This window comes from Aurantimonas sp. NFXS3 (genome assembly GCF_049132005.1).
GTDB lineage: Bacteria > Pseudomonadota > Alphaproteobacteria > Rhizobiales > Rhizobiaceae > Aurantimonas > Aurantimonas coralicida.
Map to the genome: position 1 here is coordinate 778,265 of NZ_JAGDDZ010000002.1, position 17,803 is coordinate 796,067.

The following is a 17,803-nucleotide window of genomic DNA, read 5'->3' on the forward strand; positions in this document are numbered from 1 at the left end:
TGCCGTCACCGCGAAAGGAACCGCGGAAGAGGGGATCGATACCGCACCGGGCGCGTTTGTCGACTTCGATGCCGCCCTGACGTTCCGGGGAACGGCTTTCCGATCTGGGGAAGGATTTTCATGGCCAAGGCAGTCCAGCCCGCGCGCGCATCCCGTACGTCCCGCAAGGCGGCAGAGGCTCCGACCGGCGAGGCGGCCCTCCTGGCGCTCGCGCAGAACCGCATCGCGATCGAGACGGTCACCCCGGAAATCGATGGCGGGCGTTTCGCGGTGAAGCGGCTGGAAGGCGAACCGCTGGTCGTCGAGGCAGACGTCTTTTCCGATGGCCATGACAAGATCGCCGCTGCCGTCATCTACGGGCCGGCCGATGCCGAGGACTGGGACGAGACCCCGCTGATCTTCGTCGAGAACGATCGCTGGTCGGCCGAGATCGTCTTCGAGAAGCCGGGCCCGTATCGCTTCTCGGTCATTGCCTGGCGCGATCTGCACGCGACGTGGCGCGACGAGGCGAAGAAGAAGCGCGATGCCGGCAAGCTGACCGATCTGGAACTGACCGAGGGGCGCGAACTGGTTCGCGCGGCCCGCGAGTCCGGCCGGGGCACCGGGGCGCAGCAGGACGGGATCTTGCGGCTGCACGAGAAGCTTGAAGCGTTGCAGGCCAAGGGCGACGCCGACGGCCAGTATCATCTGCTGCAGGACCCCGAGACGATCGCGCTGCTGGCCGTCGCCGGACAGCGCACCAACCTCTCGCGCTATCCGGGCAACGTCCCGGTCTGGGTGGATCGCACGGCGGCGGGCTTTTCCGCCTGGTACGAGCTGTTCCCGCGCTCCCAGTCCGGCGATGTCGATCGCCACGGGACCTTCGACGACGTCATCGACCGGCTGCCCGACATTCAGGAAATGGGCTTCGACGTCCTCTATTTCCCGCCGATCCATCCCATTGGCACCGCCAACCGCAAGGGTCGCAACAACACCCTGACGCCCAGCCCCACCGATCCCGGCAGCCCATATGCCATCGGTTCGCCCGAGGGCGGCCACGACGCGATCCACCCGGAGCTCGGCAATTTCGAGGATTTCGCCCGGCTGGTCTCGCGGGCGCGCGACCACGGGCTTGAGGTCGCCATCGACTTCGCCATCCAGTGCTCGCCCGACCATCCATGGATCAGGGAGCATCCGGAGTGGTTCGACTGGCGGCCGGACGGGACGATCAAATACGCCGAGAACCCGCCGAAGAAGTACGAGGACATCGTCAACGTCCATTTCTACCGCGGCGCGCTGCCGTCGATCTGGTACGCCCTGCGCGACATCGTGCTGTTCTGGCTGGACAAGGGCGTGCGGATCTTCCGCGTCGACAATCCGCACACCAAGCCGTTTCCCTTCTGGGAGTGGATGATCGCCGAGGTGCGCCGTGTCGATCCCGGCGCGATCTTCCTCGCCGAGGCCTTCACCCGGCCCAAGGTGATGAAGCGGCTTGCCAAGGTCGGCTACAACCAGTCCTATTCCTACTTCACCTGGCGCAACACCAAGGCGGAGCTGGCCGAATATCTGACCGAACTGACGCAGGAAGAATGCGCCGAGTACATGCGGCCAAATTTCTTCGTCAACACGCCGGACATCAACCCGGTCTATCTGCAGGTCAGCGGCCGCCCCGGCTTCCAGATCCGGCTGGCGCTGGCGGCTTCGCTCGGCGGCAATTACGGCGTCTATTCCGGCTTCGAGCTGTGCGAATTCCTGCCCGTGCCGGGCAAGGAAGAATATCTCAACTCCGAGAAATACGAGATCCGCGCCTTCGACTGGAAGGCCGAGGGCAACATCCGCGAGGACATCGCCTTCTTCAACCGGATCCGCCGCGAGGAGCCGGCGCTGCAGGATTTCCGCAGCCTCGCCTTCTACAATTTCTGGAACGACCAGGTCCTCTATTACGGCAAGCGGACGCAGGATCGCTCCTCCTTCCTGCTGTTCCTCGTCAATCTCGATCCGCATTCGGCGCAGGGCGGTCATTTCGAGGTGCCGATGTGGGAGCTCGGATTGCCCGACGACGGCACGGTCCGGGTCACCGACATGGTCGACGGACGCGAGTTCGCCTGGCACGGCAAGATCCAGCACTGGTGGCTGAATCCGCAGGAACGGCCTTACGCGGTCTTCAAGATCTCACGCTGACACCAATCTTTCGGGAAGCAGCCTCTCCATGAACGAACAAGTTTCCGTCCAGCCGACCGATCACGCCACCGGACCCGATCCGGATGCCGCGGACTGGTACAAGGACGCGATCATCTACCAGCTCCACGTGAAGACCTATCTCGATTCCAACGGGGACGGGATCGGCGACTTCGCGGGTCTGCTGGAGAAGCTGGACTATATCCAGGCGCTGGGCGTGACGGCGATCTGGCTGCTGCCGTTCTATCCCTCGCCGCTGCGCGACGACGGCTACGACATCTCCGACTACCGCTCGGTCAATCCGTCCTACGGCAATATCGAGGACGTGGAGCGGCTGATCGCCGAGGCGCATCACCGCGGCATGCGGGTGATCACCGAGCTGGTCATCAACCACACCTCCGACCAGCATCCCTGGTTCCAGGCCGCCCGCAACGCGCCCAAGGGTTCGCCCGAGCGCGACTTCTATGTCTGGGCGGACGACGACAAGGGTTACGATCTCACCCGGATCATCTTCACCGACACCGAGACGTCGAACTGGACCTGGGACCCGGTCGCCAAGCAGTATTTCTGGCACCGCTTCTTCTCCCACCAGCCGGACCTGAACTTCGACAATCCGAAGGTTCTGGAGGAAGTGCTGTCGGTCATGCATTTCTGGCTGGACAAGGGCGTCGACGGGCTGCGGCTCGACGCGATCCCCTATCTGGTCGAGCGGGAAGGGACCAACAACGAGAACCTGCCGGAGACCCACGACGTCCTGAAGGCGATCCGCGCCAATCTGGACAAGCACTATCCCGACCGCATGCTCCTGGCCGAGGCCAATCAGTGGCCGGAGGACACCCGTCCCTATTTCGGCGACGGCGACGAGTGCCACATGGCGTTCCACTTCCCGCTGATGCCGCGCATGTACATGGCGGTGGCGCAGGAGGACCGGCACCCGATCACCGACATCATGCGGCAGACGCCGGAGATCCCGGCCAACTGCCAGTGGGCGATCTTCCTGCGCAACCATGACGAGCTGACGCTGGAAATGGTCACCGAGGAAGAGCGCGACTATCTCTGGTCGACCTATGCGGCCGACACCCGCGCCCGGATCAATCTCGGCATCCGCCGCCGGCTCGCCCCGCTGATGGGCAATGATCGCCGCAAGGTCGAGCTTCTCAATGCGCTGCTGATGTCGATGCCCGGCACGCCGACCGTCTATTACGGCGACGAGATCGGCATGGGCGACAACTACTATCTCGGTGATCGCGACGGCGTGCGCACGCCGATGCAGTGGTCGGCCGACCGCAATGGCGGGTTCTCCCGCTCCGATCCGCAGCGGCTCTATCTGCCGGTGATCCAGGACCCGGTCTATGGCTACCAGGCCGTCAATGTCGAGGCGCAGTCGAACAATCCGGCCTCACAGCTCAACTGGATGCGGCGCCTGATCCAGGTCCGCCGCACCAAGGAAGCCTTCGGCCGCGGCACGGTGAAGTTCCTCTATCCATCGAACCGCAAGATTCTCGCCTATCTGCGCGAATATGGCGACGAGCGCATCCTGTGCGTCGCCAATCTCTCCTCCTCGGCGCAGGCGGTCGAGCTGGAACTCGCCGATTTCGCCGGCGCCATGCCGGTGGAGATGCTCGGCCTGTCGACCTTCCCGCAGATTGGCACGGGCACCTACATGCTGACCCTGCCGGCCTTCGGCTTTTTCTGGTTCGACCTCGCCGCGACCGCGACAAGGGCGCCCGAGCCGACGCCGCTGCCCGCCTTCTCGACCCTGGTCGTCTCCGGCGACCTGAAGGGCACGATCAATGCGCGCAATCAGCATGAACTGGAATCGGTGCTGCCGGAATTCGTCGGCGGCCAGCGCTGGTTCGCCGCCAAGGCCGAGGGCCAGCGCAGCGTCTCGCTGGAAGTGCTCGGACCGCCGACGCCGAACTCCCGCCGCCATCTCTTCAACGAGATCGTCGTGGAGGCCGAGGACGGCCAGCACCGCTACTTCATGCCGCTCAGCGCCAAATGGGGCGAAGAGAATCTTAGCTCGCAAGCCCCGCTGCTGCCCTACACCCTGACCAAGATCCGGCAGGGCCCGCGCATCGGTGCCGTCGTCGACGGCACGCGGGACCCGGATCTCGCCAAGCTCGTGGTCTCGCTGATCGCGGCCGGTGTCGATATCGATCTGGGCGGTGCGTCCCTGCACGTTGCCGCGTCCGAGACCGAGCACGACGGGCTGGCGCGGGCCCTGCTCGTCGAGCCGGAACAGATCCATGCGATCGCCGGCGAGCAGTCCAACACCTCCGTCCTTGTCGGGGACGAGGCGATTCTGAAGTTCTATCGCCGCCTGCGCGACGGCGTGCAGCCGGAACTCGAGATCACCCGTTTCCTCACCGAGAAGACCGATTTCGAGGCGGCGCCCGCGCTGCTCGGCTCGATCGAACTGGTGCGCGAGGATGGCAGCCGCACGGCGATCGCGGCGCTGTTCGAGCAGGTCCGCAACCAGGGCGACGCCTGGACCGTCGTCACCGATGCGCTGGCGCGCTATCTGCGCGATCACGCCTATTCCAACGAGCCGGCCACGGAAGACGGTGCCGAGATCGCGCCGATGAGCGATCTCAAGCTCGCCATCCAGATCGATGTCGGCGACGTGCTGGGCACGCGGACCGGCGAGATGCACGCGGCGCTGGCGACGGTCACCGGCGATCCGGCCTTCGATCCGGAGCCGATCGACACGGCTTCGCTGGCGGAGATGCTGGCCGAAGCCAAGCGCGAGGCGACGGATGCGCTGACCGTGCTGCGCCGCATGCGCGACAATGCCGGTGACGGCATCGGCCTGGACGTCGATCGCCTGCTCGGGGCCGAGAAGGACATCCTGACCTGGTTCGACGGCTTCATGAAGCTGACGGTCAATTCGCACCGCACCCGGATCCACGGCGACTACCATCTGGGCCAGGTTCTGGTGGCCAAGAACGACGTGGCGATCCTCGATTTCGAGGGCGAGCCGGGCCGCGATCTGGAAGAGCGACGGCGCAAATCCTCGCCGCTGCGGGACGTGGCCGGCATGATCCGTTCCTTCGACTACGCCGCCTTCTCCGCTCGTGACAAGGCGGGCCCCGCCGACGAGGGCACCGTCGAGCGGCTGCGCGAAATGGCCGAGAGCTGGCGCGACGAGGTCACCGAGACCTTCCTTGCGCGCTGGAGCGAGGCTTCCGGCATGTCGCTTGCCGACCCGGCGACCGGGCAGTTGCTGGATCTCTTCGTGCTCCAGAAGGCTTTCTATGAACTGCGCTACGAAGCGACGATGCGCCCCGCATGGCTGTCGATCCCGCTGCGGGGAATCGTGGCGCTCCTCGAGAAACGACAGGTTTTGAAATGACGCTGACGAGTTCCTCATCGCGCGGAGCGGCCGCTTCGACCGACCATCGCGCCGACGCGCATCAGATCGATGCCATCGGCCGCGGCATCCACGGCGATCCCTTCGGCGTGCTTGGGCCGCGCAAGGCCGACGGCGGCACCATTGTGCGCGTCTTCCGGCCGGGCGCCGAGACGGCCGCGGTCGTGGACAGGACGGGCAAGCTCCTGGGCGAGCTGGAAGCGGGCGGTGCCGACGGCTTCCATTCCGGCTACGTGTCCGGCCTGAAACCGGACGACGCCTATCGCCTGCAGTTCACGCATGGCGGCGAACGCTGGCAGGAAGAGGACACCTATCGCTTCGGCACGGTGCTGGGCGAGCAGGACGTCTATCTCCTGGCGGAAGGCAATCACTACCGCCTCTATGAAAAGCTCGGCGCCCATCCGACCGTCATGGACGGCGTCGAGGGCACGGCTTTCGCGGTGCTGGCGCCGGCCGCCCGGCGCGTGTCCGTGGTCGGCAATTTCAATTCCTGGGATGGCCGCCGCCATGTCATGCGCAAGCGCCACGAGTGCGGCGTGTGGGAATTGTTCATCCCCGCCGTCGGGCGCGGCGAGGTCTACAAATACGAGATCATCGGCGCCGACGGAAACCTTTTGCCGCTGAAGACCGATCCGGTCGGCTTCCTTCAGGAGATGGCGCCGTCGACCGGCTCCATCGTCGACGGTCTCGTCGAGCACGAATGGAAGGACGACGAGTTCCAGGCCCATGCGGCCGACTGGCAGGATCGCGAGAAGCCAATCTCGATCTACGAGGTGCATCTGGGGTCCTGGCGGCGGGGTCCCGACAACGCCTATCTCGACTATGACGAACTGGCCGCCGAGCTCGTACCCTATGTGCGCGACATGGGCTTCACCCATGTCGAGTTGCTGCCGGTTTCCGAGCATCCCTTCTACGGGTCCTGGGGCTACCAGCCGATCGGCCTCTACGCGCCGACCTCGCGCTTCGGATCGCCCGCGGGCTTCGCACGCCTCGTCGATGCGCTGCATCAGGCCGGCATCGGGGTGCTCCTCGACTGGGTTCCGGGGCATTTCCCGACAGACACCCATGGCCTCGGCCAGTTCGACGGCACCGCGCTGTACGAGCATCCCGATCCGCGTCGCGGCTTCCACAAGGACTGGAACACGCTGATCTACGATTACGGCCGGCCGGAAGTGGAGAACTTCCTGGTCGCCAACGGCCTCTACTGGCTCGACCGCTTCCACATTGACGGCCTGCGCGTCGATGCGGTCGCCTCGATGCTGTATCTCGACTATTCGCGCGAGCACGGCGAATGGGAGCCCAACATCCATGGCGGGCGCGAGAATCTCGAGGCCATGGCGTTCCTCAAGGACACCAACGAGCGGGTCGGCGAGTACTATCCCAAGGCGACCACCCATGCCGAGGAATCGACCGCCTTCCCGGACGTGTCACGCCCGACCTTCGCCGGCGGCCTCGGCTTCCACTTCAAGTGGAACATGGGCTGGATGCACGACACCCTGCATTACATGCAGGAAGACCCGATCAACCGGCGCTACCACCACCACCACATGACCTTCGGCATGGTCTACGCCTATTCGGAGAACTTCGTCCTGCCGCTGAGCCATGACGAGGTGGTCTACGGAAAGGGCTCGCTGCTCGGCAAGATGCCGGGCGACGAGTGGCAGAAATTCGCCAATCTGCGCGCCTATTTCGGCTTCATGTGGACCCATCCCGGCAAGAAGCTGATCTTCATGGGCGGCGAGTTCGGCCAGGTCGGCGAGTGGAACCACGACCGCTCCCTCGACTGGCATCTCCTGGAGCAGCCCGGTCACGAGGGCATGCGCCGCCTCGTGCGCGATCTCAACACCATGTATCGCGAGATCCCGGCGCTCTACGAACTCGACTGCGATCCGGCCGGCTTCGAATGGGTCGACACGTCGAATGTCGAGCAGAGCGTCATCGCTTTCATGCGCAAGGACCGCGCGGGCAACCCGGTGCTGATCGTGTCGAACTTCACGCCGGTGCCGCGCCATGAATACCGCATCGGCGTGCCGCTGCCCGGCCGCTGGGTCGAGCGCCTGAACACCGATTCGGAGATCTACGGCGGCTCCAATGTCGGCAATATGGGCGGCAAGGACGCCGAGGAGGTGTCGGTGCACGGCCGGCCCTACTCGATTCCCCTGTCGCTGCCGCCGCTCGGCACCATCGTCCTCGTGCAGGAAGGCTGAGCCGCCGGAAGGCTGGACGGCGGCCGGTCGCCGCCGTCCCGTCGCGGACGCTGCTGACATGAGGGCGGCGACCGCGTAGAACCGAATGCGTGACGGGGGCGCCCGCCGGAAACGGCGGGCTGAGATGCACCCTTCGAACCTGACCCGGATAATGCCGGCGGAGGGAGTCGCGGCGGGGTCTCTCACATGCTCCGTCGGGCCCGTCGTCGGCCAGGAGCCGACCGCGATGCCAAGCCAGTCCACCATCCGCAATGTTCTCTCGATCGCCGGCTCGGACCCCTCCGGCGGGGCCGGCATCCAGGCCGATCTGAAGACCTTCGCGGCGAACGGCGTCTACGGCATGGCCGTGATCACCGCGCTGACCGCCCAGAACACGCGGGGCGTCAGCGGCGTCGAACTGGTCTCGCCCGACTTCGTCACCCGCCAGATCGATGCGGTCTTCGCCGATATCCGCGTCGATGCGGTGAAGATCGGCATGATCGCCACGGCCGAAATCGCCCATGCTGTCGCCGATGCGCTGAAGCGGCACCAGGCGCGGAACGTCGTTCTCGACCCGGTCATGGTCGCGAAGGGCGGCGATCGCCTGCTGGCCGAGGAGGCCGTGGCGGCATTACGCAGCGAACTCGTACCCCTTGCCGACATGATCACGCCGAACCTGCCGGAAGCCGCCGTGCTGCTCGATGTTGCGGAAGCCACCGACCGGGACGAAATGGAGGCGACCGCGACCCGCCTGCAGGCGCTGGGCTGCGGCTCGGCGCTGTTGAAGGGCGGCCATCTGAGCGGCGACGACAGCCCGGATCTGCTGGTGACGGCAACGCAGCGCGAATGGTTCGAGGGCGTGCGCCTCCAAACCCGCAACACCCATGGCACCGGCTGCACCCTGTCCTCGGCGCTGGCGGCGCAGCTCGCGCTGACCGGCGACGCGTTCGCGGCGGTGAGGGTCGCCAAGGCCTATGTCGCGGGCGCCATCGGCGCGGCGGACCGGCTGGGCGTCGGATCGGGGCACGGTCCGACGCACCATTTCCACCGTCACTGGTAGCCGGGCGCTTGGCTCAGGTGGCCTGCAGCAGGGCGTCGTCCGCGGGCGGTCCATCCACCGGGGCGTCTACCACGACGGCCTCGACGCGGTCGCGGCCCATGGATTTCGCCCGGTAGAGCGCCTGGTCGGCGGCAGTGAGCAGGCCGTTCAGGTCGCGGTTCGCCTCGTTGGTGGCCACGCCGGCACTGACGGTGGCCGCGATCGACCGGCCGCCGACCGTGCGGGCCTGGTTGGCAAATCCGCGCACGATCGCCCTTGCGATGACCGCCGGCTCGTGCTTGTCGCGTCGCCGGACGAGGGCGGCGAACTCCTCGCCCCCGAGACGGGCGAAGACGTCGGTCGGACGCAGATGGTCGGCGGTGCTGTCGACGAACAGCTTGATGACCTCGTCGCCGCAGCCGTGCCCGTGATCGTCGTTGATCTTCTTGAAGCGGTCGAGATCGAACAGCAGCAGGGCGACGTCGCCGGCATCGGCGTCGTTGAGAAGCGCGGTCGCCTTGGTCGTGAAGGCCCGGCGGTTGTCGATGCCGGTCAGGAAGTCGGTTTCCGACAGGCGGCGAAGAGACTGCTCATGCCGCCCGCGCACCATGGCAATGACGAGATAGGTGCTCACGCCGATCATCAGGATGGCCTGGGTCATCACCAGCGTGAACAGGAAGCCGGTCATCAATTGCTGGTCAGCTATGGCGGCTGGCAGGCCAACCAGCACCACGCGCAGGGCGCAGAACAGACCATGGGCACCGAAGGCCGCGCTGAGGATCAGCGCCGGCCCGCTGCGGGCCGTCGGGTTGAGCAGGGTCAGCGCGATGGCCAGCGAATAGAAGGCGGCGATGGTCGAGATCACGGCGACCCGGGCCTCGATGCTCTCTGCCGCCGGGGACAGCCCGTAGAACAGCAGCCAGACGACCGGCCCGGCATACCACCAGAGGCTGGTTTTCACATCGCAGAACCGGGCGAAGCCGACATAGAGCAGCGCATAGCCTGCGAGCAGCAGCGCATTGGCCCCGCCGATGGCCACCGCATAGAATTCGAACACCCGCAGCGGCGCCGTGGCCGCAGCCAGCGCGATCAGGCCCATGCCGGCGCTCCAGTACAGCAGCGCCGTCTCGCGCAGATTCCGCCACTCGACCAGATGGCAGAGGCTGGCGCTGAGACAGAGCGCGCTCAGGACAAGGAGCATCGTGGGGGTATGGATCTGCATGTGCCCGCGAAAAACGAAGATGACGTAGGGATACTAGCGCGAAAGATGTCGACGCTTCGTTACGACTTGCAACGATGAGTCCGCAATAAGTCTCAGTCGCTCGCGGCGGTGGCGCCTTCCAGCGGGACCACGTCGACGGCATGCGAGGTCTGCTGGTGGCCCGCGGTCACAACGACACCCGCGATTGGGGCGACATCGTCATAGTCACGGCCCATGGCCACGATGATGTGGCCCCGTTCCACCGCGACGCCGTTGGTCGGGTCGAACCCGACCCAGCCGGCATCCGGGCCGAGCCACGCGGCGGCCCAGGCATGCATGGAATCGGCGCCTTCGAGGCGCGGCTGCCCCGGCGGCGGCTCGGTGCGCAGGAAGCCGCTGACATAGGCCGCGGGAATGCCGGCGCCGCGCAGGCCCGCCACCATCACATGAGCAAAGTCCTGGCAGACGCCGCGGCGGCGCGCAAAGGCTTCGGCGATGCCGGTGCGCACGTCCGTCGCGCCGGGCTCGTAGGCGAAGTCGTCCTGGATGCGCCGCGCCAGCGCGAGGACGCCGGGTCCCGCCTGCGGCGACTCGTCGAGGCTCGAAGCGGCATAGGCGGTGATGTCGCCGGCCGGCACGATGCGGCGACTGCGGCCGAGAAAATGGATCGGCGACAGCGCGTCGCTGCCGCGCCAGGTGATCGCGGCGTCGGCGATGGCATCGGCCGTCGGCGTTGCCGCTAGGTCCACCGGTGCGCGGTCGACCCGCACGCGGGCGCGCATATCGACCGCCAGTTCGCCATGCGGTCGGCGGAACGCCACGTCCTCGACCGGATTGCCGAAGAAATCATGCTCGTGATGATGCTCGTCGGGATCGGGCGAGACGGCGACCGTCGAGGTGAGGACGCGCTGGCCGCTGTCGTCGCGGGGCCGCACATAGAGGAGATGGCGGGCATCGGCGACGGCGGAGGGATAGGCGCAGCCGATCTGCAGGCGGATGTCGTAGATCATTCCGGGCCGCCCCCGTCGGTCGGGGTGGCCGGGCCGGCCATCAGATAGCGGCGTCCGATCAGGTCCGACAAAAGGCCGAGATCGCCGGCGACACGTTCGAGGAAGGCGGTGTCCACTTCCGCCGCCTCGGCGGTTTCCAGCCGGACCTTGAGGCGCGCCACACGGCGAAACAGCATGTCCGGCGTCTCGCCGGACTTCACGCCCGGCAGTTCCACCAGCCGCGCCTCCAGATCGTTCACCTGGAAGGCGAGCGAACGCGGATTGAGCGGATCGAGAAGCGTGAGGTCGACCACCGTCTCCTGCGACAGATCCACCGAATAGCGGCGGCGATAGGTGACGCGGCTGTCGGTGAATTCGAGGAGGGCTTCCAGTGCGCCCTCGGGCGGCGCGTCCCGCATCAGTGTCGCCGCGATCAGCGCCGACATCTGGCCGCGCTCGATCCGCCGGCCGCATTGCATGAAGCGCCAGCCGGTGAACTGGTACATGTTCTCGCGCACGAGGCCCGTGAAGCCCGACAGCCGCGTCAGGATCTGGCTGGTCAGCGCCACGATGTCCCCGTCATCGTCGGCGATGGCCTGTTCGATCAGCTCGACGATCTCGTTCAGGCTGCGCCAGCCATCGGGCGAAAACCGGTCGCGGATGCGCGAGGCGGTGCTGGCGGCCTGGCGGGCCAGCATCAGGAGGCCCGTTGCCGGGTCTGCCGGCGGGATCGAGACGCCGAGCCCTGACAGAAGCGTTGCGACACTGGCCTCCACCTCGGCCAGCCGCTGGCCTTCACCGGCCCGCGCCGCGTAGAGCCGCAGAAGCCGGGTGGCAACCTCGCAGCGTTCGGCATAGCGGCCGAGCCAGTAGAGATTGTCGGCGGCCCTTGCCGGCAGAGCCCCCGGCAGCCGCCGCAGGAAACGATCGCCCGAGCCGAGCAGCGTGACCGGGCTCGCCGGCGTTTCGGAAGGGATCCAGACGTCGGTGGAACGGCCACCCTTCTGCATGGAGACGACGCGGGCGTCGCGGGAATCGGCGATGCGGGCAAAGCCGCCCGGCATGACGTGCCAGCCATCCTCGTCGCGGGCGAGAAAGACCCGCAGGGTCACCGGTCGTGGTTCCAGCACACCATCGACGAAGGCGGGCGCGGTGGACAGGCGGGCGATCTCCTGGCCGACCAGCCGGAACCCCTCCGCAACGAGGCGCGATCCGCTGTCGCCGGTGTCGAAGGCCGGTCCGGCATCGCCGGTCGCAGCCGATGGCGGGAACGCGTCGGCCAGTTGCAGCCGGTCGCGATGCGCCGCGACATGGGCCCGCTCCGCCTCCTGGCCGCACCACCATGTCGCAACCGTCGGCAGCGCCAGCCGGTGGCCGATCAGCGCCTCGGCCAGCGGTTCCTGGAACGCCATCAAGGCGCGGCTCTCCAGAATGCCCGAGCCCGGCGCGTTGACCATCGCCAGCGTCCCGGCACGGACCGCGCGCAGCAGGCCGGGCGTGCCGATCCGCGAGCCGGCGAACAGCTCCAGCGGGTCGCAGAAATCGGCGTCGAGCCGGCGCCACAGGACGCGGATGGCGCGGGTGCCGTCGACGGTCCGCACGTCGACGCGGTCGCCATGCACGACGAGGTCGCCGCCTTCCAGCAACAGGAGACCAAGATAGCGGGCGAGATAGGCCTGTTCGTAATAGGTGTCGTTGTGGGGCCCGGGGGTCAGGAGACCGATGCGCGAGGCGTCGGGACCGGCCAGCCTGTAGAGGCTGTCGCGGAAACGCTGGAAGAAGCCGGCCAGCCGCTCGACATTCATGTCGCGGGTGAGTTCGGGGAAGGCCTTGGCCGTGGCGACGCGGTTTTCCAGCGCGAAGCCGGCGCCGGACGGCGCCTGGGTGCGGTCGCCCAACACCCACCAGCGCCCGTCGGGGCCGCGGCCGAGATCCATGGCGATGAAGCGGATCAGCGGTTCGCCGGACAGTCCCTGGTCGGCGACGGGCCGCAGGAATTCCGGGTTCTGGCCGAGGATCGGGCCGGGCAGGGTGCCCTCGGTGATCAGCCGGCGCTCCCCGTAGAGGTCGGCCAGCAGCCGTTCCAGGAAGTCGGCACGCTCGACCAGACCGTCCGACAGGCTCTGCCACTCCGCCGGATCGAGCACCAGCGGCGGCTGCGACAGCGGCCAGTCGCGCTCCACCTCGCTGGCGTCGCCATAGACCCGGTGGAAGACGCCGGCTTCGCTGAGATATTGCCGGGCGCTGCGGAATCGCGCGTCGCGCTCGCCATCCGCCATGCTCCCCAGGGCATCGATCAGCGGCCGGTAATGCGGGCGCACCGAGCCGTCCCGCGCCAGCATCTCGTCATGGCCGGTGCCGACAAGGGCGGCGTAGCGGGCGAGAACGGACGCGGGATCACGGAACTGCATGCTTTTTCGTAAAACTCCTGACCAGATGGGCTATAGCCGCATTCGCTCTCTGGACCTAGCAAGAGATTGGACACCATGCGCGCACACCTCGCCAGCCTGCTGCGCTCGCGCCGCTGGGAATACTTCATCATCACCGTCATCGTGATCAACGCGATCACGCTCGGCCTCGAGACCGATCCCTGGATGATGGCGACCTTCGGCTCGCTCCTGGTGGCGCTCGACCAGACGATCGTCGTCGTCTTCGTGATCGAGATCTGCCTGCGCATCTACGCCTTCGGGTGGCGGTTCTTCCGCGATCCCTGGAGCCTGTTCGACTTCGCCATCGTCGCGATCGCGCTGATGCCGGCGACCGGACCGCTGACGGTGCTGCGTGCCCTGCGCATCCTGCGGGTGATGCGGCTGATCTCGGTGGTGCCGTCGCTGCGCCGGGTCATCGGCGGGCTGATCGCTGCGCTGCCCGGCATGGGCTCGATCGTCGTCCTCCTGCTTCTGGTCTTCTACGTCTTCTCGGTGATGGCGACCAAGCTCTACGGCGCGACCTTCCCCGAATGGTTCGGCAGCATCGGCGCGTCGATCTACACGCTGTTCCAGGTGATGACGCTGGAGAGCTGGTCGATGGGCATCGTGCGGCCGGTGATGGAAGCGCACCCCCATGCCTGGCTGTTCTTCGTGCCGTTCATCCTGTCGACGACCTATGCCGTCCTGAACCTGTTCATCGGTGTCATCGTCTCGGCCATGCAGGAGGAGCATCAGGCCGTCGTCGAGGCCGAACAGGAGCAGGTGCACGACGAGAACATGCAGGTGCTTGCCGAGTTGCGAGCCCTGCGCAGCGAGCTTGCGGAGATCAAGACGCGGCTCACCTGAAACGGCGGGCCGATCCGGCAGGCCCGCCCGTGGTGTGCGGTAGGCCTGCCGGTATCAGGGTGATCGCGACCTAGGCAAGGCCGGCGGGACGCCGCAGGTCCAGCGTCGTTGGGAAGGTCGCGTTGGGCCGCTCGCCGATCGGCTCGTAGGTGCCGGGCGTGTGGCCGATTTCCTCGAAGCGGGCGAGACGCCGGGCCTCGGCCTCGTAGGAATTGACCGGAAACGTATCGTAGTTGCGACCGCCCGGATGGGCGACGTGATAGACGCAGCCGCCCAGCGAGCGCTTCGACCATCGATCGTAGATGTCGAAGGTCAGCGGCGCGTCGACGGGCAGGGTCGGATGCAGCCCCGAGGCCGGCTGCCACGCCTTGAAGCGCACGCCCGCTACCGCATCCTTGCCGCTGCCGGTCGGCGTCATCGGTACTTCGCGGCCGTTGCAGGTGAGCATGTGGCGCGCCGGGTCGAAGCCGCTCATCTTCGCCTGCAGCCGCTCGACCGAGGAATCGACGAAGCGCACCGTGCCGCCGATGGCGCCCGTCTCGCCCATCACATGCCAGGGCTCCAGCGCCTGGCGCAGTTCCAGCGTGACACCGCTGCGCTCGATCCGGCCGCAGAAGGGGAAGCGGAACTCGGCCTGCGCCTCGAACCACTCGGCCCGCATCGGATAGCCGGCCGCGCCGAGATCGGCGAGGACGTCGGTAAAGTCCTGCCAGACGAATTCCGGCAGCATGAAGCGGTCGTGCAGGGTGGTGCCCCAGCGCACGAAGCGGCCGGTCTCCGGCGTCTTCCAGAACTTGGCGATCAGCGCCCGGATGAGGAGCTGCTGGGCCAAGCTCATCCGCGCGTCCGGCGGCATCTCGAAGCCGCGGAATTCGACGAGGCCGAGGCGGCCCGTCGGACCGTCGGGGGAGAACAGTTTGTCGATGCAGATCTCGGCTCGGTGGGTGTTGCCGGTCACGTCGATCAGGAGGTTGCGGAACAGCCGGTCGGTCATCCATGGCGCCACGGAGGTGGAATCCTCCGGGATCTGCGCCATGGCGATCTCGAGCTCGTAAAGCTGGTCGTGGCGCGCCTCGTCGATGCGGGGCGCCTGGCTCGTCGGTCCGATGAACAGGCCGGAGAACAGATAGGACAGCGACGGATGGCGCTGCCAGTAGAGGACCAGCGACTTCAGGAGGTCCGGCCGCCGCAGGAAGGGCGAATCCAGCGGCGTGGCGCCGCCGACGACCACATGGTTGCCGCCGCCGGTGCCGGCATGCTTGCCGTCGATCATGAACTTGTCGGTGCCCAGCCGCGACTGCCGCGCCTCCTCGTAGACGGCCGTGGTGATGTCGACGCTCTCGCGCCATGACGCGGCGGGATGGACATTGACCTCGATGACGCCCGGGTCGGGTGCGACGCGGATGACGTTGAGCCGCGGATCGGCCGGCGGGGCATAGCCCTCGATCTGGATCGGCAGGTTTTCCGCTTCCGCCACCTCCTCGACTGCGCCGAGAAGGTCGAGATAGGCCTCGGCGGTCTCCAGCGGCGGCATGAACACGCATAATTTGCCGTCGCGCGGCTCGATGGCGATGGCGGTACGCACCGCGCCCAGAATGGCATTGGGGCTCGGCTCGGCCGGGGCCGCCGGCGCTGCGGTGCCAGAAGTCGACGTCATGCCGGCGCTGCCCGCCGACTGGCGCATCGTGCCGGCAGGGCCGTCCATTGCCTGCTCGGCCGTGTCGTCCCGCTGGCTCTGCATCTCGACGCGGCCGTACTGGGTGCGGTTTTGCGGCGGCAGCGGCGGGAAGGGCTGCATCGGGTCGGCCGGGTGGATGTAGGGATAGTCCTTCGGCTCCAGATGCGGGATCGCGCCGAGCGGCAGGCGATAGCCCAGCGCACTGTCGCCGGGGGCGAGGAACAGATGCCCGCGCCGGGTCGTCCAGCGCTCCGACTGCCAGCGCAGGGCGCGCTCGCCGCGTCCCTGCCACGCCTGCACCGGCAGGACATAGCCGGTCGGCTTGGACAGGCCGCGCGAGAACACCGTCGCCAGACGGGCGCGCTCCTCCGGGTCCTCGAGCTTGGAATCGGTCGGCTCGACATTTTCGGGAAGCTGCGCCTCGCGGGCGAGCCAGTAGGCGGAGTCCTCATAGGCCGGCGCGGCGTAGTCGGGCGACACGCCGATCGCCTCGGCGACCTTGCGCGACAGGCGCTCGGCCTCTTCGGGCCCGACCGGGCGCGCCTCGGTCTCACGCGCCACCAGTTCGGCGTTCTTCCAGACCGGCACGCCGTCCTTGCGCCAGTAGAGCGAGAAGGTCCAGCGCGGAAGGGTCTCGCCTGGATACCACTTGCCCTGGCCGTAATGCAGGAAGCCGCCGGGCGCGAACCGGTCGCGCAGGCGCCGGATCAGGTCGTCAGCGAGGCCCCGCTTCATCGGGCCGGTCGCGTCGGCGTTCCATTCCGGCGACTCGAACTCGTCGATCGAGACGAAGGTCGGCTCGCCGCCCATGGTCAGGCGGACGTCGTTCTCCACCAGTTCGCGGTCCACCTTTTCGCCGAGCGCGTCCAGCGCCTGCCAGCTCTCCTCGGAGAAGGGGTAGGACACGCGCGGCCGCTCGGAGATGCGGTCGACGGTCATTTCGAAGTCGAATTCGACCTCGGCGAAGCTGACGACGCCCGAGATCGGCGCGGCCGAGCGGTAATGCGGCGTCGCGGCCAAAGGCACATGGCTCTCGCCGGTCATCAGGCCGGAGGTTGGGTCGAGGCCGATCCAGCCGGCTCCGGGCAGATAGACCTCGGCCCAGGCGTGCAGGTCGGTGAAATCGACATCGGTGCCCGTGGGACCGTCGAGGGCGACCTGGTCGGGCTTCAACTGGATCAGATAGCCGGAGACGAAGCGGGCGGCGAAGCCGAGATGACGCAGGACCTGGACCAGCAGCCAAGACGTGTCGCGGCACGAGCCCGAGCGGTTCTGCAGCGTTTCGTCCGGCGTCTGAACGCCCGGCTCCATGCGCACCAGATAGGTGATCTCCTGCTGCAGCGTCCGGTTGAGGTCGACGAGGAAATCCACCGTATGGGTTTCGCTGCGGTCGAGCTCTTCCAGATAGCGGGTCAGCAGCGGACCGGCCGGCTCGGCGCCGAGATAGGCGGAGAGGTCGGTCTTCAGCGGCTCCTCGTACTGGAACGGCCAGGCCTCGGCCGCTTCCTCGACGAAGAAGTCGAACGGATTATAGACCGTCATGTCGGCCAGGAGATCGACCTCGATGCGGAATTCCGTGGCTTCTTCCGGGAACACCAGACGCGCGAGGTAGTTGCCGAATGGATCCTGTTGCCAGTTGATGAAGTGGTTTTCGGGCAGGATCTTCAGCGCGTAGGACGGCACCCTGGTGCGCGAATGCGGTGCCGGCCGCAGCCGGATGACCTGCGGGCCGAGCCTGACGGGGCGGTCGTAGCGGTAATGGGTGACATGGTGCAGGGCTGCTAGGATCGACATCGGAACTTTCGTGCAGGTCACTCGGAACGCGGCGGGGCGGATGCTGCAGACGTTCCTTGACCATAAGGCCGGGACGGTTCCCGGCAAGCTCTCCCATCCCCCTGCAGGGGA

9 protein-coding genes and 1 riboswitch are annotated in these 17,803 nt (G+C 67.2%); of the genes, 5 read left to right on the top strand and 4 right to left on the bottom strand.

Features of this window, described 5'->3' with window-relative positions; genetic code table 11:
* Nucleotides 1-120: 120 nt before the first annotated feature.
* The 4 genes from J3367_RS08885 (at nucleotide 121) to thiD (ending at nucleotide 8,776) form a co-directional block, all read left to right on the top strand.
* The gene (locus tag J3367_RS08885) at nucleotides 121-2,160 is read left to right on the top strand and encodes an alpha-1,4-glucan--maltose-1-phosphate maltosyltransferase (RefSeq protein ID WP_244495375.1); all 2,040 of its coding nucleotides are present in this window, start codon (nucleotides 121-123) and stop codon (nucleotides 2,158-2,160) included.
* 28 nt (nucleotides 2,161-2,188) lie between these two features.
* Nucleotides 2,189-5,512 (top strand): maltose alpha-D-glucosyltransferase, encoded by a 3,324-nt coding sequence (gene treS, locus J3367_RS08890; protein ID WP_024349778.1) that lies wholly within the window; start codon nucleotides 2,189-2,191, stop codon nucleotides 5,510-5,512.
* The gene (glgB, locus tag J3367_RS08895) at nucleotides 5,509-7,737 is read left to right on the top strand and encodes a 1,4-alpha-glucan branching protein GlgB (protein WP_024349779.1); all 2,229 of its coding nucleotides are present in this window, start codon (nucleotides 5,509-5,511) and stop codon (nucleotides 7,735-7,737) included. Before treS ends, glgB begins: the two co-directional genes overlap by 4 nt.
* Nucleotides 7,738-7,821: 84 nt before the next feature.
* A riboswitch (TPP riboswitch) is annotated at nucleotides 7,822-7,920 on the top strand.
* Between the two features lie 43 nt (nucleotides 7,921-7,963).
* The gene (gene thiD / locus J3367_RS08900; RefSeq protein WP_029702856.1) at nucleotides 7,964-8,776 is read left to right on the top strand and encodes a bifunctional hydroxymethylpyrimidine kinase/phosphomethylpyrimidine kinase; all 813 of its coding nucleotides are present in this window, start codon (nucleotides 7,964-7,966) and stop codon (nucleotides 8,774-8,776) included.
* Nucleotides 8,777-8,789: 13 nt separating this feature from the next.
* Here thiD and J3367_RS08905 read toward each other — a convergent pair whose 3' ends face one another.
* The 3 genes from J3367_RS08905 to J3367_RS08915 form a co-directional block, all read right to left on the bottom strand.
* Nucleotides 8,790-9,977, bottom strand: a complete 1,188-nt coding sequence (locus J3367_RS08905; RefSeq protein WP_081651845.1) for a GGDEF domain-containing protein — start codon at nucleotides 9,975-9,977, stop codon at nucleotides 8,790-8,792.
* A gap of 92 nt (nucleotides 9,978-10,069) precedes the next feature.
* A complete protein-coding gene (locus J3367_RS08910) occupies nucleotides 10,070-10,966 on the bottom strand; it encodes a transglutaminase family protein (RefSeq protein ID WP_421460712.1) in 897 nt (298 codons plus the stop codon).
* Nucleotides 10,963-13,356, bottom strand: coding sequence for a circularly permuted type 2 ATP-grasp protein (locus tag J3367_RS08915; protein ID WP_024349783.1), 2,394 nt, complete (start codon nucleotides 13,354-13,356; stop codon nucleotides 10,963-10,965). The genes J3367_RS08910 and J3367_RS08915 overlap by 4 nt, the downstream gene beginning before the upstream one ends.
* A gap of 75 nt (nucleotides 13,357-13,431) precedes the next feature.
* Here J3367_RS08915 and J3367_RS08920 point away from each other — a divergent pair, with 75 nt between their 5' ends.
* The gene (locus tag J3367_RS08920; protein WP_024349784.1) at nucleotides 13,432-14,220 is read left to right on the top strand and encodes an ion transporter; all 789 of its coding nucleotides are present in this window, start codon (nucleotides 13,432-13,434) and stop codon (nucleotides 14,218-14,220) included.
* 70 nt (nucleotides 14,221-14,290) lie between these two features.
* On the opposite strand, the gene J3367_RS08925 is transcribed toward J3367_RS08920, so the two are convergent.
* A complete protein-coding gene (locus tag J3367_RS08925) occupies nucleotides 14,291-17,692 on the bottom strand; it encodes a DUF2126 domain-containing protein (protein ID WP_421460713.1) in 3,402 nt (1,133 codons plus the stop codon).
* Nucleotides 17,693-17,803 lie beyond the last annotated feature (111 nt).